The 18,830-nt window shown below is 70.0% G+C and carries 22 protein-coding genes; 2 read left to right on the forward strand and 20 right to left on the reverse strand.

The annotated features are described in order from the left end of the window. Nucleotides 1-236 precede the first annotated feature (236 nt). From AB0B45_RS02780 to AB0B45_RS02845, 14 genes are all read right to left on the reverse strand, one after another. A complete protein-coding gene (locus tag AB0B45_RS02780; protein ID WP_358124167.1) occupies nucleotides 237-1,865 on the reverse strand; it encodes a DUF3560 domain-containing protein in 1,629 nt (542 codons plus the stop codon). Between the two features lie 63 nt (nucleotides 1,866-1,928). Beyond that, the gene (locus AB0B45_RS02785) at nucleotides 1,929-2,294 is read right to left on the reverse strand and encodes a hypothetical protein (RefSeq protein ID WP_358124170.1); all 366 of its coding nucleotides are present in this window, start codon (nucleotides 2,292-2,294) and stop codon (nucleotides 1,929-1,931) included. Beyond that, on the reverse strand, nucleotides 2,294-2,743 hold the full coding sequence (locus AB0B45_RS02790; RefSeq protein ID WP_358124173.1) for a hypothetical protein: 450 nt from the start codon (nucleotides 2,741-2,743) through the stop codon (nucleotides 2,294-2,296). The genes AB0B45_RS02785 and AB0B45_RS02790 overlap by 1 nt, the downstream gene beginning before the upstream one ends. Then, the gene (locus tag AB0B45_RS02795; protein WP_358124176.1) at nucleotides 2,740-3,150 is read right to left on the reverse strand and encodes a hypothetical protein; all 411 of its coding nucleotides are present in this window, start codon (nucleotides 3,148-3,150) and stop codon (nucleotides 2,740-2,742) included. Before AB0B45_RS02795 ends, AB0B45_RS02790 begins: the two co-directional genes overlap by 4 nt. Next, nucleotides 3,147-3,902, reverse strand: a complete 756-nt coding sequence (locus AB0B45_RS02800) for a protein phosphatase 2C domain-containing protein (protein WP_358124179.1) — start codon at nucleotides 3,900-3,902, stop codon at nucleotides 3,147-3,149. The genes AB0B45_RS02795 and AB0B45_RS02800 overlap by 4 nt, the downstream gene beginning before the upstream one ends. Nucleotides 3,903-3,912: 10 nt before the next feature. Beyond that, nucleotides 3,913-4,191, reverse strand: coding sequence for a hypothetical protein (locus tag AB0B45_RS02805; RefSeq protein ID WP_358124181.1), 279 nt, complete (start codon nucleotides 4,189-4,191; stop codon nucleotides 3,913-3,915). A 12-nt stretch (nucleotides 4,192-4,203) separates the two neighbouring features. After that, nucleotides 4,204-4,458, reverse strand: coding sequence for a hypothetical protein (locus AB0B45_RS02810; RefSeq protein WP_358124184.1), 255 nt, complete (start codon nucleotides 4,456-4,458; stop codon nucleotides 4,204-4,206). Between the two features lie 9 nt (nucleotides 4,459-4,467). Further along, nucleotides 4,468-5,154, reverse strand: coding sequence for a hypothetical protein (locus AB0B45_RS02815; protein WP_358124187.1), 687 nt, complete (start codon nucleotides 5,152-5,154; stop codon nucleotides 4,468-4,470). Between the two features lie 242 nt (nucleotides 5,155-5,396). Further along, entirely contained in the window at nucleotides 5,397-6,104 is a 708-nt protein-coding gene (locus AB0B45_RS02820; protein WP_358124190.1) for a hypothetical protein, read from the reverse strand. Nucleotides 6,105-6,250: 146 nt separating this feature from the next. Further along, nucleotides 6,251-6,838: a hypothetical protein gene (locus tag AB0B45_RS02825; RefSeq protein WP_358124193.1), complete on the reverse strand. Its 588-nt coding sequence runs from the start codon at nucleotides 6,836-6,838 to the stop codon at nucleotides 6,251-6,253. Further along, on the reverse strand, nucleotides 6,835-7,398 hold the full coding sequence (locus AB0B45_RS02830) for a hypothetical protein (RefSeq protein ID WP_358124195.1): 564 nt from the start codon (nucleotides 7,396-7,398) through the stop codon (nucleotides 6,835-6,837). Before AB0B45_RS02830 ends, AB0B45_RS02825 begins: the two co-directional genes overlap by 4 nt. Before the next feature lie 85 nt (nucleotides 7,399-7,483). Continuing rightward, a complete protein-coding gene (locus AB0B45_RS02835; RefSeq protein ID WP_358124197.1) occupies nucleotides 7,484-7,822 on the reverse strand; it encodes a hypothetical protein in 339 nt (112 codons plus the stop codon). Nucleotides 7,823-8,094: 272 nt separating this feature from the next. Then, the gene (locus tag AB0B45_RS02840; RefSeq protein ID WP_358124200.1) at nucleotides 8,095-8,430 is read right to left on the reverse strand and encodes a hypothetical protein; all 336 of its coding nucleotides are present in this window, start codon (nucleotides 8,428-8,430) and stop codon (nucleotides 8,095-8,097) included. Further along, nucleotides 8,427-9,392, reverse strand: coding sequence for a hypothetical protein (locus AB0B45_RS02845; RefSeq protein ID WP_358124202.1), 966 nt, complete (start codon nucleotides 9,390-9,392; stop codon nucleotides 8,427-8,429). The genes AB0B45_RS02840 and AB0B45_RS02845 overlap by 4 nt, the downstream gene beginning before the upstream one ends. Nucleotides 9,393-10,060: 668 nt before the next feature. Here AB0B45_RS02845 and AB0B45_RS02850 point away from each other — a divergent pair. Continuing rightward, on the forward strand, nucleotides 10,061-11,329 hold the full coding sequence (locus tag AB0B45_RS02850) for a site-specific integrase (RefSeq protein ID WP_358124205.1): 1,269 nt from the start codon (nucleotides 10,061-10,063) through the stop codon (nucleotides 11,327-11,329). A gap of 178 nt (nucleotides 11,330-11,507) precedes the next feature. Here the strand turns inward: AB0B45_RS02850 and AB0B45_RS02855 are convergent, their stop codons facing one another. From AB0B45_RS02855 to AB0B45_RS02870, 4 genes are all read right to left on the reverse strand, one after another. Then, nucleotides 11,508-12,221: a GNAT family N-acetyltransferase gene (locus tag AB0B45_RS02855; protein ID WP_358124207.1), complete on the reverse strand. Its 714-nt coding sequence runs from the start codon at nucleotides 12,219-12,221 to the stop codon at nucleotides 11,508-11,510. Between the two features lie 164 nt (nucleotides 12,222-12,385). Next, a complete protein-coding gene (locus AB0B45_RS02860) occupies nucleotides 12,386-12,892 on the reverse strand; it encodes a hypothetical protein (RefSeq protein WP_358124210.1) in 507 nt (168 codons plus the stop codon). A gap of 40 nt (nucleotides 12,893-12,932) precedes the next feature. Next, nucleotides 12,933-13,979 (reverse strand): hypothetical protein, encoded by a 1,047-nt coding sequence (locus AB0B45_RS02865; protein ID WP_358124212.1) that lies wholly within the window; start codon nucleotides 13,977-13,979, stop codon nucleotides 12,933-12,935. A 61-nt stretch (nucleotides 13,980-14,040) separates the two neighbouring features. Next, nucleotides 14,041-17,265, reverse strand: coding sequence for a bifunctional [glutamine synthetase] adenylyltransferase/[glutamine synthetase]-adenylyl-L-tyrosine phosphorylase (locus AB0B45_RS02870; RefSeq protein ID WP_358124214.1), 3,225 nt, complete (start codon nucleotides 17,263-17,265; stop codon nucleotides 14,041-14,043). A gap of 75 nt (nucleotides 17,266-17,340) precedes the next feature. Here AB0B45_RS02870 and AB0B45_RS02875 point away from each other — a divergent pair, with 75 nt between their 5' ends. Beyond that, nucleotides 17,341-17,862: an HXXEE domain-containing protein gene (locus AB0B45_RS02875; RefSeq protein ID WP_358124217.1), complete on the forward strand. Its 522-nt coding sequence runs from the start codon at nucleotides 17,341-17,343 to the stop codon at nucleotides 17,860-17,862. On the opposite strand, the gene AB0B45_RS02880 is transcribed toward AB0B45_RS02875, so the two are convergent. Together AB0B45_RS02880 and AB0B45_RS02885 are read right to left on the reverse strand one after the other, a co-directional pair. Further along, nucleotides 17,792-18,505, reverse strand: coding sequence for a type 1 glutamine amidotransferase (locus AB0B45_RS02880; protein ID WP_358124221.1), 714 nt, complete (start codon nucleotides 18,503-18,505; stop codon nucleotides 17,792-17,794). The two genes, AB0B45_RS02875 and AB0B45_RS02880, sit on opposite strands and share 71 nt — an antisense overlap. 8 nt (nucleotides 18,506-18,513) lie before the next feature. Beyond that, on the reverse strand, nucleotides 18,514-18,735 hold the full coding sequence (locus AB0B45_RS02885; protein ID WP_358124224.1) for a hypothetical protein: 222 nt from the start codon (nucleotides 18,733-18,735) through the stop codon (nucleotides 18,514-18,516). Nucleotides 18,736-18,830: the final 95 nt, after the last annotated feature.

The following is an 18,830-nucleotide window of genomic DNA, read 5'->3' on the forward strand; positions in this document are numbered from 1 at the left end:
CAGGCAGGTTCGTTGGAATCTGCTCGATTGCTACCAGGACCCTGTCAGGCACAGGATCGGGCTCATGGTGTCGTCGAGGACGATCCGCGCCACCTGCACGGTGCAGACACCATGGCAGGCGAGCAACGGCTAGATGTGCTGCTCGACGAGATAGGCCGACTAAGACGGCCCCGCCCTTGAGGGGCGGGGCCGTAGGATTCGGGGAGCGCGAGCCCAATTCGGATGGGCTCGCGCTGTTACGCCTCGGGCGCGGGGATGACCACGACGACCGTGTTGATGTCGGTCGCCGGGGCGAACGAGCCAGCGGGAAGCGGCTCGAACTCGCCGCCGCGTTCCTCCACCAGGGCGCGGAACTGCTCGGCCGCCTTCGACTGGTGGAAGATCACCCCGGCGGCCATGACGGCGACGAGGCGGCCGCCGGGCTTGAGGAAGCGCAGCGCGTGGGTGACGTGCGCGATGTCCTTGCCGCCGGAGAACGGCGGGTTCATCACGATCCGGTCGTACGCCGACTGTTCCACCTGCTCCAGGTCGAGGAAGTCCTGGCGACGCACGCAGTTCACGCCAGACACACGCTCGACGAGGACGTTGGCCAGGCCGTTGTCGATCTCGACGCAGTCCACGACCGCGCCCGCGTCGACGGCGGCCGCCGCGATATTGCCGGTCCCAGCGGAGGGCTCGAGGAAGGCCATGCCGGGCTGGACGTCGGCGAGCTCCATCAGCCGTTCCACCACGGCGGGCGGGGACACGAACGCTTCCCGGTCGCGGGACACGACGAGGTTGGAGGCGGTCTGTGCGGCCACCGCGAGGTCGTCGCGGTCGATGGTGGGGACCTCGACCTTCGGCGCCGCTGGCTGCTTGCGGGTGGGCCGCTTGGCGGCGAGCACGACCGGCCCATCTTCGCCGTGGGGGCATTCGATGGCGCGGATGTCGGTGAACTTGACCTTGTCGGGCCAGGAGTAGCCGGACTCGGCGTTCACGGTCACCCGGTTCACCTTGAGCACGGTGCTGCGGCTCATCCGCCAGTAGGCGATCGTGTCGCCGACGTGCACGTTGTGCGGGCCATACTCGACGAACTCGCCCGCCTCGGCCGCGGCGGCAAGCTGGGCCTGGTCGTATTCGAGCTGGTTCTCCAGCTGCACCTTGCGAGCGAGAAGCTGCTCGCGGTAGTCGCCGGTCGCGGGCTTGTGCTCCTCGATGTAGTAGGGGTTGCCCGCGTGGTCGAGGTGCCTCCGGATGTAACCGTCCAGGTTCTTCTGGATCTTCCTCAGCTCGGCTTCGGCGGTCTTGATGCGCCTGGCGGTCACGGTCGGCTTGGCGGAGTACTCGGCGGCGCTGCCGACCGCGTTCGCTCGCCGGGCCACCTCCTGCGCGGTGCGGTCCGCCTCGACGCTGGTCCGCATCGCCGAGTGCATCCGCTCCTGGTCGCGACGCGCTCCCCGCTCGGAGTGGTGGCCGACGAGGATGGGCTGCCCGCCGGCGAACCGCTCCGACAGTTCGTTCGCACGCTGGGCGGAGGAAGCTGCCTTGTCCGCGTGGCGTTCCGCCTTCTTCGCGAGCGCGTACCTCCGGTCTTTGAGCCGCTCAGCCTTGTCCTCCAGGACCTGGGCCCGGTCGCGCGGGGTGTCGTCGATCTCGACCTCGACCTCGAACCCGGCCTCGCGCAGCGCGGCCGCCGCGCCGTTGATCTTCCAGCGCTGGGCCACCTGGTCACGGGACTGGCGGATGCCGATCGCGCGGATGGAGGGGAAGAAGTGGAAGCCGTGCTTGCGCAGGATCTCCCACGCGCCGTCTCCCTTGCGGGTGCCCTCGACAAGGGTGCCTTCTTCGTGGGTGTGGCTGATCGTGATCAATGTTCCTCGTTCCATGGGAAGGAGCAGGGCGGCACGGCGCCGCCCTGCTGCACTTGATTGCGGGACCGCTATCAGCGGTCAGACATGGACGATCTCGTCGCCGCCCGGCATGGACACCGACCGGGCGCACTGCTGGCACTCGAAACCGTCGCCCTCGAACTCGCTGTCGCCGAGATGCGCGACGATCGTGCCTTCCTCGTCGATGGACAGGCGGTTCTCGCGGGTCGCCACGTCCAGCTCGATGACCTGGTCGGCGGCGCCGCAGTCACCGAAGGGGCAGACGAGTTTGCCGTCCTCGATCAGCACGGTCGGCGAGTCATTCAGGTCGGGGATCACGGCCTCGCAGCAGGCGGAGACGATCGTGCCGTCCGAGTCGCCGCAGGTGATGATGCGCGAGCGTTCACCGCACCTCGGGCACACCCGAGTCTCGGGAAGAAAGGTCATCACACCGCCACCTCTTCCTCGGCGCGGACGTGCGTGGTGTACGGCTCGCCCACGCCGCCGCCGTCGTAGCGGATGACGAGCCGGACCTTCACCTCGTCGTCGGGGATGATGTCCTGCACCGTCCCCGCCTGGTCACCGACGATGACGCGCTGGCCACGGCTGAACGACTTCATCTGCTCCCGGTCGCCCCGCAGGTAGCGCGACAGCAGGCCCAGCGACAGCACGCCCGCCGGGTGGGTCTGGCCGGGGTACTGGATGGCGGCCGCGAACGCCGTGTGGCCCTTGAAGCCGACGTAGATCCGCCAGTCGTCGCGGGTCAGGATCAGCTCGGTGACGCCTTCCTCGTAGGTCGGCCCGGTGGTGATGGCCCACCCGCCCAGGTTCGCCTTCGTGGCGATCGTCGGCCGGTAGGTGTTCAGGTTGACGGCGGGACGGACTTTCCTGGTCATCGACTTCCTCTCGGGATCGAGTCGGACACGGCGCGCACCATGTCGTAGAGGGGGTCAGGCAGGTCAGCGGGGGCGCCGCAGTGGCACAGCCCGGTGATGGCCACGCCGCCGCGCAGGTCGAGCCACCACCGGTCGGCGGCGGGCGGGAAGACCTGGTCGAGCAGCAGCCCAGCGATGTGGTTGCGCTGCCGCTCGCCGGGATTGGTCAGCCGGCCCACGAGGAGGTGCACGAACGGGTACTCCTCGACCTCGCACGTCTCGGCGTCGGTGTCGCCGTCGCCGAGGGTGAGCGCCCCGGACAGGTACGTCAGGTCGAGGCGGTAGCCGTCGTCGGCCATCAGCAGCGGCACCCGGTCGCCCCAATTGAGGTCGGTGGTGAGCAGCAGCCCGGTCACGGTGGACGTCACTGGGCGTCCTCCTCGCCCTGGTCGCGGAGGTCGTCGCGGTCGTGAAGCAGGTCGATGACGGCGACGGTCGTGTTGTCGCGGCCGCGGCCGCGGCTCGCCATGTCCAACAGCGATGCCGCGACGTACCCGCCGTACAGGTCGGGCGCGGCCATCTTCGCCAGCGTGTCGAGCATGGCGTTCATGTGGTCGAGCCGCCCCACGAGCGGCAGGTGCGCGGTCAGGCCGTCCGACGCGAGGATGATGCGGGCGTAGTCGTCGGTGTGGGTGTAGAGCCGGTGCGGCCACGTGCCGTTCGACCCGTCGTGCTTCTCCTCGACGTTGCACGGCGTCATGCAGGGGTGGCAGGACGGGGAGGTCAGCGGGACGACTGTGCCGTCCAGGCGCACCGCCCAGGCGGGCGAGTCGCCCACCCAGGCGAGGTCCAGGCCGCCGCTGGTGATGGCGGCGGCGACCGCCGTGGTGATGCCCTCCTGTCCGGGCGGCGCCTCCTCGTTGCGCCGCTGCAGGTAGGTGCGGGCCGCGTACAGGCCCTCGACGGCGCTGGCGGTCGAGCCGGTGACGGCGGTGGAGATGTGCGCGCTGATCTGCGCGGCTTCGGCCGCGTCGACGTCGTCGCCCGCGCCGTCGCAGACCGCGACGGCCAGCGCCCACGCACCGTTGAGCACGGCGACGCAGTCGGCTTGGCAGGTGCGGCCGTTCTGGATGCTGTCGTAGTGGACGCGGGCGACGCCCGGCACGTACAGGAGGTCCATGGGGGTCCTTTCAGTTGGCCCAGCCGTGCTCGGGCAGGCAGTTGAGCAGGCCGATGATGTGGGAGCCGCCTGCGGCGGTCCGGGTGCTGCTGTTGGGCTGCCAGGTGAGGGAGATCCGCAGAGCGCGGCCCTTGTCGGCCGAGACGTCGAGGGTGCCGAAGTACATGCCGCGACTGAGACGCAGCTGATAGATGCGGCGGTACGGCTCGTCAGGGACGTTCACGGTGAAGCCGTCCTTGCGGAGCCGGTTGATGATCTGCAAGGCGGTGCGGTTCGGCTGCAACGTCATGAGCTGGTCCTTTCAGGGTCGGAGCTCGGGCGGGAGCTTGGCGATGGGGATGCGCTGGACGTAGGCGCCCGCGCCCCAGTTGCGGACGGTGTTCCAGGCGTGCGCCCGCGCCCACTCGCAGGGCACGGGCCGGGTGTTGTTCGGGTCGTCCGCGCAGGGTGCGCAGGTCATGCAGGGGCGGCCGGTGACGTAGGTGTTGCCGCCGCCGTTGGGGCTGACCGCCATGTAGGCGTAGCCGCGCTCCTGGTCGAGGAGGTCGTTGCGCACGGCTCGCCCCTACCAGGTCCGGAACGACGGGAGAGAGCCGTCGTGGTCGTCGCAGTCGGGCTCGATCTCCGGCTCCTCCGACAGGGTGCGGATGTAGTCGAGGGCCTGGTGCGTCGCCCACTGGCTGACGCCCCGCAGCTGGACGATCCCGGACAGGTGGTGGATCAGGGCCCGCCGGTCGGCGTCGGTGGCGTCCGGGTCGCTCAGGAGCTCCGTCATGCAGATGTCCATCCCGGCGCGGACCATCTCGTCGGCGCCGGAGTGGGCGTTGCTGGGCACGTGCACGATCTCGCCGCAGCCGGTGTGCTTGTACGCCCAGTAGCCCATGGGCGCGGTGACCGCGTCGGTCTCCTCCCAGACGGCGCTGTTCTGCAGCAGGTGCAGGTACGCCTCGTACGGCATGGCGGCCAGCGGGAGGTAGGTGCGGGGCTTGCGCGCCTTCGGCTTGGGTGCGGCCAGTTCGATCGGCTTGTCGCCTGTCTGGAAATATAGGTATTCGTCAGTGTCGGGGCCGTCGTAGCGGACGCGGATGCTCCACCAGCCAGGCTTGGCCTGCCTGCGCGCGGTACGGGAGACGGTGGCGTTCACGGGCGGGGAGTCGGTGCCGCAGAGGGGGTGAGGGATGAGGATCCGGTCGCCGATCTGGAGTTCTGTGATGCGCTTGCCGGGCATGTCGTTGACGGTGGCGGTGCTCATGGTGTTGGTTCCTCCTGGACGCGAGACGGCCCCGCGACCGTGGGGTCGCGGGGCCGTGCCGGTTGTTGATTGCGATGCCGCTATCGGCGTACTGACGTGCGCGTTTCGGTGGTGAATAGACCAGCATCGTAACACGTCTAGCGCACCGATATAGACATTTGCGCTACCAGTGAGCGCATGGAAGATCACAGCTTGATCACGACCAGCGCATGCGCGAACGTGGTGGCGATGGCGAGGCTCCGTCAGCCCCAACGGGTGGAGCAGGCCACGTGATGCTCCTCCGGCGGCGCGTCCCTGCGCTCCGAGCAGTCGCCGCACCGGTCGCCGACCTCCACGGGGAAGGCGTCGGTGACGCTCTCCGGCTGAACATCGTCGTCGAGGTAGCGGCAATCGACAATGACGCCAGGACACCCGACAGCGGCGCACCAGTACAGGCCGTTCCACTCGGGATGGTCGGGCTCGACGAGCGCACCACCAGGCAGGCACTCGTGGAACCCCGCGAACGATGCGATGTTGCCGCACAAGCAGGTGATCTCGTCGTACTCGTCCACCGTCACGACGCCCGGCATCGGGTCGTCCGAGCGGCGGACCCGGACGGGCTGGACGAGTCGCGGCGCCTGGTCGCTGCGCTGGTGCGACGGGTAGGCGATGACGCCCTCGAATGACAGGCGGCGGCCCTCCACGCACTGCGGGGCGTCGCAGCTCGCGGTCCTGTACGGCCCATCGCAGTCCTGCTCGACCACCTGGGGCCGGGCACGGCACCAGGTGCAGGCGGGCACCCGCTCGACCTGGAGCGGCAGCGGAGTGACGAGGAGCGGCAGCTCCGCGAGACGAGCCGCGCGGATGGATCTGGCCAGCGCGTAAGGGTTGTCAGTGGTACGCGGCTCGAACCAGTCGTGGCCGGGGAGCTCCATGCGGTAGCGGCGGACGGCGACAACGACGTACTTCACTGTTCCTCCTAATTTGGGCGGCCTGGGCGGGCCAGGGTGGTGCGTTACGCTGAGGTGCACTGGGTCTCCCGTTGTGGCGACAGGAGTCCGGGCTTTGTGGTGTTGGGTGACGGCCGGGCCTGTGGCGGGCCCGGCCGTCAACGCGTTCAGGGCTTGGGCAGAACGCGGAGCGCCTGCGGGTTGACCGGCTCGACCCACACGCCCGCGGGCAGCGGCATCGGGCCAACCTCGATCGGCGCGTACTCCGACTCGCCGCCCTCACTCACCAGGAACGCCCAGTCGTGCAGGCCCTCGGACCAGACGATGACGCGGCCGGCGCCGCCGTCCCAGTCGGCGTCCATGACCTGCGGCCAGTAGTCGCGGTCGCCGACGAAGTGCTCGCCGATCGCGTCGGCGACCCGTTGGGCGAGCTCGTCTGTGATCTCGGTGATCGTGGCGTTCATACTGGTCCCCCTGTTGATCGCGGTTCCGCTACCGGCCTGCACGGCGAACATCGCCTGGCGGAGCGTGCAGCCGTCGAGCATGGCGTGCTGGATCGCCTCCTCGGCCATCGCGTGTGGCCACTGGAACGGCGCGGGCTGGGCCTCGGTGATCACGTGGATCAGGGCTTCATGGACAGCGCCGTAGGCGTGGTCGCTGCGGGCGAGCGTCTGGTTCTCGGCGCTGTTGCAGCCGCGCAGCAGGTCGAGGAGCTTCTCGCCGATCTGGGCGGTGGTGGGGTGCTCGCCACTCACAGCTGGCCGTCCATGTACGCGACGGCTTCGGCGATGCCCTTGCCGGTGGTGAGCGCGTGGTCGATGGACTCGTTCGCCAGCAGGTCATCGACGGACTGGGTGGCGAGCAGCGTGATCAGCGAGGTGCGCACCGAGACGTACGCGGGCCCGAAGTGCGGGCCATGCTCGAGCTTGAGCGCGGCCGCCGTGCGCAGGCAGTTGAGCAGTTGCTCAGCAAGCAGGACCGGCGGGGCGGGCGGCTCGTCCAACTCGCCGAACGTGTCGATGACGTGCTGGATGACCTTCATCTGGTCGTCGCCGGTCAGGTCGTCGAACGTCGCGGTCTGGTGCGGGTACGGCGTGGCGCCGGTGTCCCGCTCGTACTCACTGGACAGGTCGTCGTAGTAGAAGCCCGCCGTGTCGAACACGCTGCCCGTCTCCTGCTCGAACTGCGGCGGGGTCGCGGCCGGCCCCGCCGTCATGCGGGCGATGGTATGGAGCATCTGGGTGGTGGTTCCGCCCGCGTCGCGGACTGCCTCCACGGCGGCCAGCAGCTCGCTGCGGGTGATCGTCGTGTCCATGTCGTTCTCCTCAAGAATGCGGCGGCCCCGCGACCGTGGCGGTCGCGGGGCCGGTGGTATTGATTCGTTGCTTGCGGTTCCGCTATCAGGCTGCAGCAGCGTTCTTGTCCGCCCAGAGAGTCGCAGCGACCAATGCGTGGGCCGTGACGCGTCTGGCGGACACGCCGTCTAGGTCGTCGTAGGTGAAGCCGTCCTCGATGTCGTAGCCGAACTCCTCGGCCTCCTCAGCGGTCACGGCGGCCGCGGCGCCCATCGTGCGCTCGGTGGCGCCTTGCAGGAGGTCGTCCCACTGTGCGAGGGGCCGACGCTCGGCTGCGTAGTTGGCGGCCGTGAATGCGAGGGCGTCGAGCACGTGGCTGGTGCTCGCTCCGGCCGCGTGGGCGGCGGCGTGGACTTGCCAGGGCGGGGGGATTGTGGCGGTCACGGCGTTCCTTCCGGTGTTTCGGCTGGTCAGCGGTGCTTTTGTGTGGTGCTTGGATCTCCAAAGTAACACATAGAAGAGAGGTATAAGTACATATAAGGTACCAGCGATCATTTCCGCTGATCACAGTTCGGTTACCGTCTCAGACGCAATCTAAGCGCTTGAACGCGCTCGACGCGACAGACGCACCAGACACACCGCGAACGCGTATCTCCGTTGAACTGACGCGCGCGTAGCGGTGCTTCTAAGCGTCTAACTCTCCCCCGACCCCGGCTTTACGACGTAGATTCGGATTTGTCGTTTTGTCGGTTCGCGCGTGCGGCGCGGGCCCGCATCCTCGCCCGCGCCAACGCCACCCGCCGCCGCTCCACTTCCTCATCCACCTCGGGCTCCGGCTCCGTCTGCGGCGGAACGGCCTCGACCAGCCGCGACTGAGCCTCGATCACCTGCTCCACCTGCTCGTCGATCCAGTCCCACCGCCACTCCTCCACCTTCCGTCGCGGCCGCGCAGCCTCGACCGCGCGAGCACGCATCGCCCGGGCGGCCGCTGGCGACGAGCGCGCCAGCAGCTCCCGCGCCTGCTCGGCGCGATCGGCGTACGACCCGCTCACGACGACCTCCGAAGGCGCAGCATCTCCAGGTGCATCTCCCGCTGCAGACGCTTCTCCTCCAGCGCCGCACGGGCCGCACGGAACGCCTCGGACGGGCCGGGCGCCGGGGCTTGCTCGACCACGGGCGGGGGCGCGAGCGCTTCCGTGCGGCTCAGCCGCGGCGCCAGTTCGAGCGGCCCGCCGACCCGAGCCGCGTTCATCGCCTCGCGCTCCGCACGCCAGGCTTGCTGGTCGGCGCGGAGCCGGGCGGCCGCGGCCTCGAGCCGCTGCGACTTGCCGGGCAGGGGCCGGCCGTGCTCGTCGAGCCATGCGGCAAGCCGGAACCGCGCCCAGCCGGGGACGTTGCGGATCTGGTCACGGCTGATCCAGGTGTAGGTCCAGGCCGAGCCGTCCGGCTGGTGATTGAGCGCGTGTCGAACGTCGTCGGCGCTCCAGCCAGCGACGAGGAAAGCCCTGGTCAGGTGCCGGATGTACCACGGGGACAGTCGCCCGAGGACGGGGTCGGCGTCGTGGATCTTCTGGGCGGTTTGGAGTGCGTGCTTGCGGGTCCCCGGCGTTGCGGCGGGTCCGCTCGTCGTCGAGATTCGGCTGCGGCGACGGGAGGATGATCTTTCTTCGCGCGCGTGCGTAGGACCTTCCTGTACTCCCCTACGGGAAGTACAGGAGGGGGGTTCAGTTGTCGTTTTGTCGGTAAGCGTGTCGTGTTCGTCCAGCTCAGGTACAGCAGGAACGCACAGCACCCACACCGCTGCCCGGTTGCCCAGGCCGTCGTCGTCGAGCCCGCACCGGTTGCCCTTGCGGAAGCGGACCGTGCTTCCCTCCTCGACGACGCCGAGGTAACCGCGCACGCGCAGCCACCTGATCCAGCGCTTCACGGTGGACAGGGCCAGGTCGAGATCGTCAGCAATGCGCTGCTCGGTCGGGCGGGTGGTCATCGTGGTCCAGTTGGCCCAGTCGGCCAAGCGGGCCGACACCTCCGTCAGGTTCCGGTAGGCGTGGCACCGCAGCGCGAGAGCGTCCGGGTGTTCCTTGACAGCGCGGAGGAAGTCCCGCTGCGAGGGGGCACGTCGCATGCCCTCGGGGACGGCGGACAGGACGGCCATGCGGGACGTCGGTGCGTCTTGGGAGACGTTCGGCTGCGGCGCGACCCAGGCCTTCGGGCGTGCCGGGGCGAACGCTTGGCGAGGTGATATCTTCGGCTCCAAGCATCTTGAGCACCTCCCGATCGGCTTTGGGCGACCAAACCTTTGAAGCCGGTCAGGGATGCGGGTGTTGAGGTGATGTGAGTAAGGCGCTCTCCGCTGTGCGGGGGGCGCCTTTCTTTGTGTCTGGCCGGGTGGCTCCTGAGGGGCAGGCGTCTCGGATGCGGGCTCGGGGTGGTGCTCCCCCGGCTCGCCCTACTGAGGGATAGGGCGGTGCGGGCTCTCGCCCGTTCCGGAGGTCTCGTGTGATACAAACAATATAACTTGATGCGTCTGACGCGTCAGATACACCATAGCGTGACGTGTACGAGAGCACGAGACATGTTCAGGAAGATCACCAATCGCGCACGGTGACTGCTCGGCACCAGGCGAAACGCCCATTCGGAGCAGCTCGCCGCCGCCCCGCCACAACCCTCAGGAGAAGCACGATGGCTCGCGTCAGAGACCTGTGGTTCAAGACCGTGCAGGACCCGGACGGCAAGACGAAGCGAGAACCGACCAGGCGCCACGGAAAGGGGATGCGCTGGTTAGCCGTCTGGAACGACCCCGAAGGGCGAGAGCTGACGAAGGCGTTCGCTAAGAAGTCGGCGGCCGAGACCCACGGCTCGCTCATGGAGGCGGACAAGTCGCGGGGTAACTACATCGACCCGAACGGGGGCAAGAGGCTCCTGTCCTCCATCGTCGAAGGTCCTGAAGGCTGGCTGGCGTCGCTCGAAGCCGACCCGTCCACGAGGCAGATCTACGAGGGGTACTGGCGGGTGCACATCAAGCCGAGGTTCGGCCATCGGGAGATCGGCTCGATCAAGCCGAGCGAGATCCGGGCCTGGCTGAAGCAGCTCGGCAACAGGCTGGCGGCGAGCACGGCCGGCCGCGTGCTCGCGTTCCTCGAACAGCTCTTGGACAGCGCCGTGGCTGACGAGCTGATCAGCAAGAATCCGTGCGCGTCGAAGACCGTCATGAAGCCCAAGTCGCCGAAGCGGAAGATCGAGCCGTGGCCCACGGAACGCGTGCTCGCGGTGATCGATGAGCTGCCGGAGCGGTACGCCATCATGGCGATCCTGGGCGCTGGGTGCGGCCTGCGGCAGGGCGAGATCTTCGGTCTCGCCGTGGACGACGTGGACTTCGACAAGGGCGTCGTCCACGTGCGGCAGCAGCTGAAGATGATCCGGGCGAAGCTGCTGTTCGGACTGCCCAAGCACGATCGCGAGCGGACGATCCCTCTTCCGTCGTACGTCGCCGAGGCCGTGAAGGAGTACCTGAGCCGGTTCCCGGCCCGTGAGATCACCCTGCCGTGGGAGGAACTGGATGGGGAACCCAAGACCTTCAAGTTGATCCTCACCAGCCGCGAGTCCAAGGCGTTGAACCGCAACTACATCAACGAGTACGTCTGGAAGCCCGCTCTTGAGCGGGTGGGCGTGATCTCCGGGGATCGGCCGAAGATACCCGGTCGTCGCAACCAGGAGAATCGCAAGCACGGCATGCACGCGCTGCGGCACTACTTCGCCAGTGTGCTGCTCGACGCTGGCGAGTCCATCAAGGCGTTGGCCGATTACCTCGGGCACCAGGACCCGGGATACACGCTGCGGACGTACACGCATCTGATGCCCGGCAGCGAGGGCCGGACCCGGAGCGCGATCGACGAGGCGTTCAGCCGGGAGGACCCGAAAACCGGAACAGAACCGGAACAGCCCTCTTAACGATCAAGGGATAGGCAGGTCAACTGCCTGTATGTGTCACACCTACGACGTGTGACCTGTGAGTGAGCGGCCTCACCTGCCGCCTCGCCACCCCTTCGAGACGCCCCGTCACCCTGTGGCGGGGCGTCTCCTCTTGCCCCGGCATGGAGGAAGCGTGGGCGCCCGGCGAGATGCCTCTCTAGCGGAGCGAGATGTACAGGGCCTCGCCCACTTTCCGGTAGCCGACGCGGGCGTAGACCCGTGCGGCGCCGTCGTCGGCCGGGGTGAGGAACGGCGTGGTGATCCCGGCGTCCGCGCCCGCGCGGGTCAGCACCGCCGTCACCGCTCCCGCGATGCCGCGCCGCCGGTGCGAGGCACGCACCGCGATGCCCGCGACCTCGGCGACTCCCTGATGGGGGCTGCCGATCTGTCCCGCGCCGACGACGTCCCCCGTCGTGGTGTCCACGGCGGCGGCCACGAACCCGCCGCCGTCCAGGACCCGCCGGAGCCGCGCGACGTCGTGCTCGGTGGCCTCCGGCGCGTCGAACGCCTCGTTCATCACCCGCGCGACGTGCCACAGGCCGGGATCATCGGTCACCCGCGCGACCCTGACAACGTCGTCGGCGGTAGCGTCCACCACCTCGTCCGGCGGGCACACCAGCAGCGGATAGCGGCCTTCCGGGGTGAAGCCTGCCGCGAGCAGCGCGTCCTCCACCTTCGGCGCCGCCTGCGGCACGTACTCCAGCCTGGGTGTCCTGGCCCGCTCACGGAACACCGCGATCAGCGCGGCGACCTCATCCGCCGTGGGCGCGACGTCGTCGTCGGGGACCGCGTAGTTGAACGGGAGCGCGTCGTCGTTCTCGTCGAACCGGATCACGAACGGCCCTGCCCTGTGCGCCCGGGTCCCGGCCACCGACCTGAGGTACGCATGTACACGAGCGCCCAGCACGTGAGGTCCTCTCTGCGAACGACGATCACCACAAGCTAGGCCCCGGCGGATCCCCGGGCAATCGGTTTTGGAGCGCGCCGGCCCGGGGCGCCCGCCTCGCCGCACGGGAGGCGGGCACGGGCGCGGCCCTAGGGGCAGGACTCGCCGTACTTGACCACGCCGAGCGACACGGGCCCTTCCAGGGGCGCGGACGGGGCAGGCCTCTGGGTGCACACGCGCCACGCGATGTCCCAGAAGACGACGCGCTTGCGCCCCGTGGCGTCCTTGATCCTGATCGTGGTGCGTCGGGGCAGTGTGTGGCGGGCCACCCTGACGCTCTTGCCCTTCAGGTCAGGCATGAATCCAGGCCTGGTCGTCGCGGGCTCGCCGACGGGGCAGGTCTCGTCCGTCTTCACCACCGCGAGTTCCACTCCCTCCTGCGTCGCCTCGGCTCCGGCCACGGGCCGCTGCGCGCACACCTTCCAGGAGCGGCGCGTAACGACGACGCGTCCCCGCCCGCTGACGTCAGTGGTCCTGACGCGCTCGTACCCCGCGTCCCTGAGCGCTCCGATGGCCGGCACCAGTTCCTGGCCCGCGACGTCGGGCACCGGCGCCACGACGCTCGACATCATGACGATTCCGGCGATCATCCACATGAGGACTCCTCCCTGAGAACGTGGGGGGAGTGGGAGGATCTTACTTCGGGGAGCGCAGGCCGGTGATGCGGCGGAAGACGTCCCACCAGAACGGCGCGCCGAACAGCAGGGCGACGTAGGTGACCAGGAAGCCGGGCCAGTGGCTGAGAGTGGTGAGCCGCGCCCACCACGTGCCGCCGTTCCACGCGATGGAGGGGTCGCCCTCCTCGGGGATGACGACGCTGACGATCGCGTGGTCGAAGACCTTGACCAGGGCGGGCGAGCTGAGCGTCTCCGTGACGCACAGGTAGGGGTTGCCGGGCGTGTCGCACTCCTGCTTCAGCGGTTCGATCTGCTCGGCGCCACTGCTCGCGATCGCCGACACGGCCGAGCGGTAGGCGTTGTCGCGCAGCAGCGTCTTGGCGTACTCCAGGCCGTCCATGCTGAACAGCAGCACGACCACGAGCCCGAGCACGCCGACGACCCACTTGACGTAGCGCTTGTAGAGCATGGTCAGGCGCTGCATCTCGGCGTCGAACCAGATCTCGACGCCCTGCCTGAAGCGGTCCATGTCGCGCTGGGCGCCCTCCCACAGGCCCTGCAGGTGACCGTGGAGCGGGCTGCCGATGCCCTTGAGCTTGACCAGCAGCCCCTCGACGCCGTCCTTCTCCGCCGAAGCCATCTCCATCATCGCCACGGCGAACCGCTCGGGCGGGATGTTGGCGATGCTGGTCCTGCCGGTCTTGGGATGGTCGATCTCACGAACCCGCTGGTAGAACAGCGTGGTCATGGCCTCCTTCGAGGCGCTCTCCGCGGCCGGCATCGGCGCGACCTCGGACGGCGCGGGCAACTGGTTGTGCTCGGGCCGCGGATCGTGCGTGAACGGCAGCTTCGCGAAGACGTCGGCCACCCTGTTGGGCAGCCACGCCCTGCCGGAGGAGTCCGCGCCGTCCATGGTGTCCCTGAGGTAGGCCCACAGGAACTTGCTGCGGATCGACAGCAATCTGACGAAGCCCTCGTTCAGGCCGCTGACCAGCAACGACAGCAGCAGGAAGCACAGGACTAGGCCGAGTCCGAGATCGACGTAAAGAGACAGCAAAGCGATCACCCCACGCCGTGATACACGGCGGCTCCGCCGCGCGCAATGCGTTCGCCCGATTTAGGTGCTGTCAGTAGAAGACGCGCTCCACCACCTGGCGGGCGCGGCGGGTCACCCTGCGGTAGTCGTCGACGAAGTCCTCCGAGCCGTCGGGCGGGTAGCCGAGCGTCCTGGCGATCAGTCGCCGCTCGTGCGCGTCGGCCGGCACCATGTCACCGGCCCTGCCCTTCACCAGCATCATGGCGTCGCGGATGCGCGAGGCGAACCGCCAGCTTTCGATCAGCACCTCGGCGTCGGCGTGGTCGAGCAGCCCGGCGGAGACGGCCGCGCGCAGCGCCTCAAGCGTCCTGGTCGTCCGCAGCCCTGGCTCCGCGGCGGCGTGCTGGAGCTGCAGCAGCTGGGCCACCCACTCCACGTCCGACAGCCCTCCCCTGCCGAGCTTGGTGTGCAGGGCGGGGTCCGCCCCGCGCGGCAGCCGTTCGGCCTCCATGCGGGCCTTCAGCCTGCGGATCTCCCGCACGGCCTCCTGCGAGAGGCCGCCGTGCGGGTAGCGCACGTCGTCGATCACCGAGACGAACGCCTCCCCGAGTGCGGCGTCGCCCGCGCAGAAGCGGGCGCGCAGCAGCGCCTGCGACTCCCACGGCGAGGACCAGCGGGCGTAGTAGGCCCGGTAGGAGGCGAGCGTGCGCACCAGCGGGCCCTGCCTGCCCTCGGGACGCAGATCGGGGTCGATCAGCAGCGGCGGGTCGGGCGCGGGCAGCGCCAGCAGCCGCCGCAGCTCGTTGGCCACGGCGAAGCCCGCCTCCGGGCGTTCGGCGACGAACATCACGTCGGCGTCGCTGGCGTAGGAGCACTCCATGCCGCCCAGCCGGCCCATGGCGATGACGGCGAACGCGCCGAGCGGCTCGCCCCTGCTCTCCAGCCGCACCTTGGCGAGCGCGGCGTCGAGCGCGGCCTGGATCGTCACGTCGTTCAGTTCCGACAGTGCCACGCCGACCCGCTCGATGTCCGCCAGGCCCGACAGGTCGGCGACCGCCGTACGGAACAGCTCCCTGCGGCGCAGCGCCCGCACGGAGGCGACGGCGTGCTCGGCGTCGGCCTGCCTGGCGACCGCCGCGCCCGCCTCGGCGTACAGCGTCGCCACCGGCCTGGGCTCCAGCTCGGAGTCGGACCCGAGCATGGCGACGCCCTCGGGGGCGCGGGTGAGCAGGTCGGTGGCGTAGCGACTGGTGCCGAGGACACGCGCCATGCGGGCGGCCACCGCCGTCTCATCACGCAGCAGCCTCAGGTACCACGGCGTGGTGCCGAGCTGGTCGCTCACCTGCCGGAAGCCGAGCAGGCCCGCGTCGGGGTCGGCGGCGTCGGCGAACCAGCCGAGCATGACGGGCAGCAGCGTCCGCTGGATGGCCGCGCGCCTGGACACACCCGTGGTGAGCGCGGCGATGTGGCGCAGCGCCCCCGAAGGGTCGCGGTAGCCGAGCGCCTGGAGGCGGGCGGTCGCGGCGGCGGTGGACAGGCGCGCCTCGGCTTCGGGGAGCCTGGCCACGGCCTGCAGGAGCGGCCGGTAGAACAGCTTCTCGTGCAGCCGCCGCGCCTCCATCGCGTGCTTCTTCCACTGCCTGGTGAACTCTGCCGCCGGATCGGGGCCGAGCTTGAGCGCCCTGCCGAGCCTGCGCAGGTCGTCGGTGCCCGACGGCACGACGTGTGTACGGCGCAGCCGGTGCAGCTGCAGCAGGTGCTCGACCTGGCGCAGGAAGGTGTACGCCTCGGCCAGGCCCTTGGCGTCGTCCCTGCCGACGTAGCCGCCGCGGGAGAGGGCGGCCAGCGCGGGCAGCGTGGCCCGGCGGCGCAGCATCGGATCGAGCCGCCCGTGCACGAGCTGCAGCAGCTGCACCGCGAACTCGATGTCGCGCAGGCCGCCTGGACCGAGCTTGAGCTGCCGCTCCCCGTCCTCGCGCACGTGCGCCTCGACGCGGCGGCGCATCGCCTGGACGTCCTCGACGAAGTTCTCCCTCGCGGCGGCGTTCCAGACCAGCTCGTCGACCGCCGAGACGTAGGCCGCGCCGAGCGCGGCGTCGCCTGCGACCGGCCTGGCCTTCAGCAACGCCTGGAACTCCCAGGTCTTGGCCCAGCGCTGGTAGTAGGCCAGGTGGCTGGCCAGCGTGCGCACCAGCGGTCCCGCTCGCCCCTCGGGGCGTAGGCCCGCGTCGACCTCCCACAGCTCGGCGCAGGCGCGCATCATCACCTGGGCCAGGCGCGTGGCGCTGCGCAGGGCCTTGGTCTCGTCGGCGCCCGCTACAGGCTCGGCCACGAAGATGACGTCGACGTCGCTGATGTAGTTGAGCTCGCGGGCGCCGCACTTGCCCATGCCGACGACGGCCAGCCGTACGTCGTCGGCGGGCACCTCGGCCCGCGCGATGGCCAGGCCCGCCTCCAGCGCGGCTCCCGCCAGGTCGGACAGCTCGGCGGTGACCTCGGCGAACGAGGCGGCGCCTGTGAGGTCGCGGGCGGCCAGCAGCATGAGCCGCCGCCGGTACGCGGCCTTCAACCCCTCCGCCCCGCCCTCGAGACCAGGGGGTACGGCCGAAGCCCGGCCCGCATCCCCTGCGCCCCCGGCCGATCGCGCGTCTCCAGCGCCGGACACGAACTCGGTCGGTTCTGGGTCTCCTGTGACGGAATCGACCCCAGCGGAGCTTGAGTCTCCGGGTGTGGGCGCGAGAGGGGGCCGGTGTCCCGCGTCGGGCAGCGGTGCGGCGGGATCCTGGTCACTCGCGAGGGCTTCGTGGGCCAACGGTCCGGCGTCGCCCACAGGGGATTCGGGGGCCGACCATCCCGCGTCGCCGACACGGGGTTCGGAGGCCGTCGGTCCAGCGGTGCCCACGCGGGGTCCGGGGTCGCCTGCGCGGGGTTCGCGAGCGGACGGGTCGGCGGCGACCGCGCGGAGAAGCGTGGCGCGTAGTTCGCCTTCGCCGGGCCTGGCGAGGGCCGCTTCTCCCGCCAGCGACCGCCAGTGGCCCGGGTGGGTGATCACGTGCTCTCCCAGCGCCGCGCTCACCCCCAGCACCGCCAGCAGGCGCGCGCGCAGCCCCTCGTCCGACCGCAGCCTCTCCAGCACCGAGGGGTCCCGCTCGGCCAGTCTGGTCAGCGACAGCAGGGCGAGGTCGGGATCGGCGACGGCGGCGAAGGCATCGAGCAACCATGCCGCGTCGATCTCCGCGACCAGACGTTCGGCGCGATCCGGGTCGGCGAAGCCGAGCTTGGCCAGGCGGGCGGCGGTGGACTCGATCCTCGGCACCTTCTCATCTTGTCAGGTGTGCGTATAGTGAGAAGTACAACGCAACGTTGCGTTGTGATGAGAGGAGTGAGCGACATGGCAGCCTGGGGTTTGCTTGCCGCATGGGCGCTGCACGACGCGGAGGAACTGGCCACGATGGCGGGCTGGGCTCGCAAGGCACGGCCTCGGCTGGCCGAGCGCTTCCCCTGGGTGCCCGATCGGGTGTGGGAGGCCATGGACGTCGACCAGCGGCACGTCAACGTCGCCATCGGCCTCATGGGCGGGGTGGTCGCGGCCGCCGCGGCCAGCGGGCCGCGCAGCGGCTTCTACCGGGCGGCGCTGGCGGCGTTCGGGGCGCACGGGGTCGTGCACCTGGCACAGGCGGCGGCCGTGCGCGGCTACACGCCGGGCGTGGTCACCGCGCCGCTCGTGGTGATCCCCTACTCGGTGTGGGCGTGGCGGCGGCTGGAGGACAAGCGGCTGTCCTCATCGAGCTGGCTGCTCCTGCCGCTGGTCCTCGGCGGCGTCCACGCCGCCGCCCACGTCCTCACGACCCCGCGGGATCACACCACCCCGCCCGGCCGTCGGCCCACGAAGCAGCGCGACCGCTGGTTCTGACCACCTCGCCGAACGCCGAGGCGAGCGGCCGCCACGCGGCGACCAGGTCGTCCTCCGCCCGCTTCACCTCGACGACCAGGTCCTCCGGAGGGGTCCATCCCGCGAAGATCTCGGGTGTGGCCTCGGGGTGGAACTGGATCGCCCACGCCCGTCCGCCGAGGCGGTAGGCCTGGTTGGGGTACTGCTCCCCGGTGGCCAGGCGCACCGCGCCCTCGGGGAGGGCGGTCATGGCGTCCTGGTGGTACTGCACGGCCACAGCCCTGTCCAGGTCGCCGAGCAGCGCGTCGTCCCGCGCCTCCGGCAGGGCCACCACCTCGCGGACGCCCACCTCGAGCCCGTTGCCGCCGCGCTCCACCGTGCCGCCGCACGCGATGGTCATGAGCTGGGCTCCGAGGCAGATGCCCAGCGTGGGCGTGCCGTCGGCCACGCTGACCCGCAGCAGTTCGCGGGTGGCGGGCAGCCAGGGGTAGCCCTCGTCGTCCCACGCGGAGGCCTCGCCGCCGAGCACGATCAGCCCGTCCTCGGCGCGCGAGGGCACCTCCTCACCCAGATAGGGCCGAACGACGTGAACGTCGACGCCGAGCCAGCCCTCGAAATACCCCAGGCCGGCTCCGGCCTCGTGCTCGATGACGGTGATGCGCATGTGCGCAATTATCCGACCTTCACGACTATGGGCGGTTCGGGCTCATCCAGGTGCTCCGGCATCCCGGGAAGCGTCGGCTTGGGCCGCCTCGGCTCCCTGACGCCGCCCTCGCCTCCCGGCGGCTCGTCGGGGAAGTCATCGGACCAGTGCGGCTCGCCGGGGCCGAACCCCGGCATCCAGGCAGGCGCGCCACTGGTCAGCGCGCGACGCCGGCGTGAGCGTTTGCTCATCGCGGACACCCTTCGTGGGGGGATTCCAGTGTCGCCCGGCCACCCCAAGAACGCCAGATTGAACCTTATTGCGGCCTTCCGCATCAAATGCCACA

The sequence above is a fragment of the Nonomuraea sp. NPDC049152 genome (genome assembly GCF_040648355.1).
Taxonomy (GTDB): Bacteria; Actinomycetota; Actinomycetes; order Streptosporangiales; family Streptosporangiaceae; genus Nonomuraea.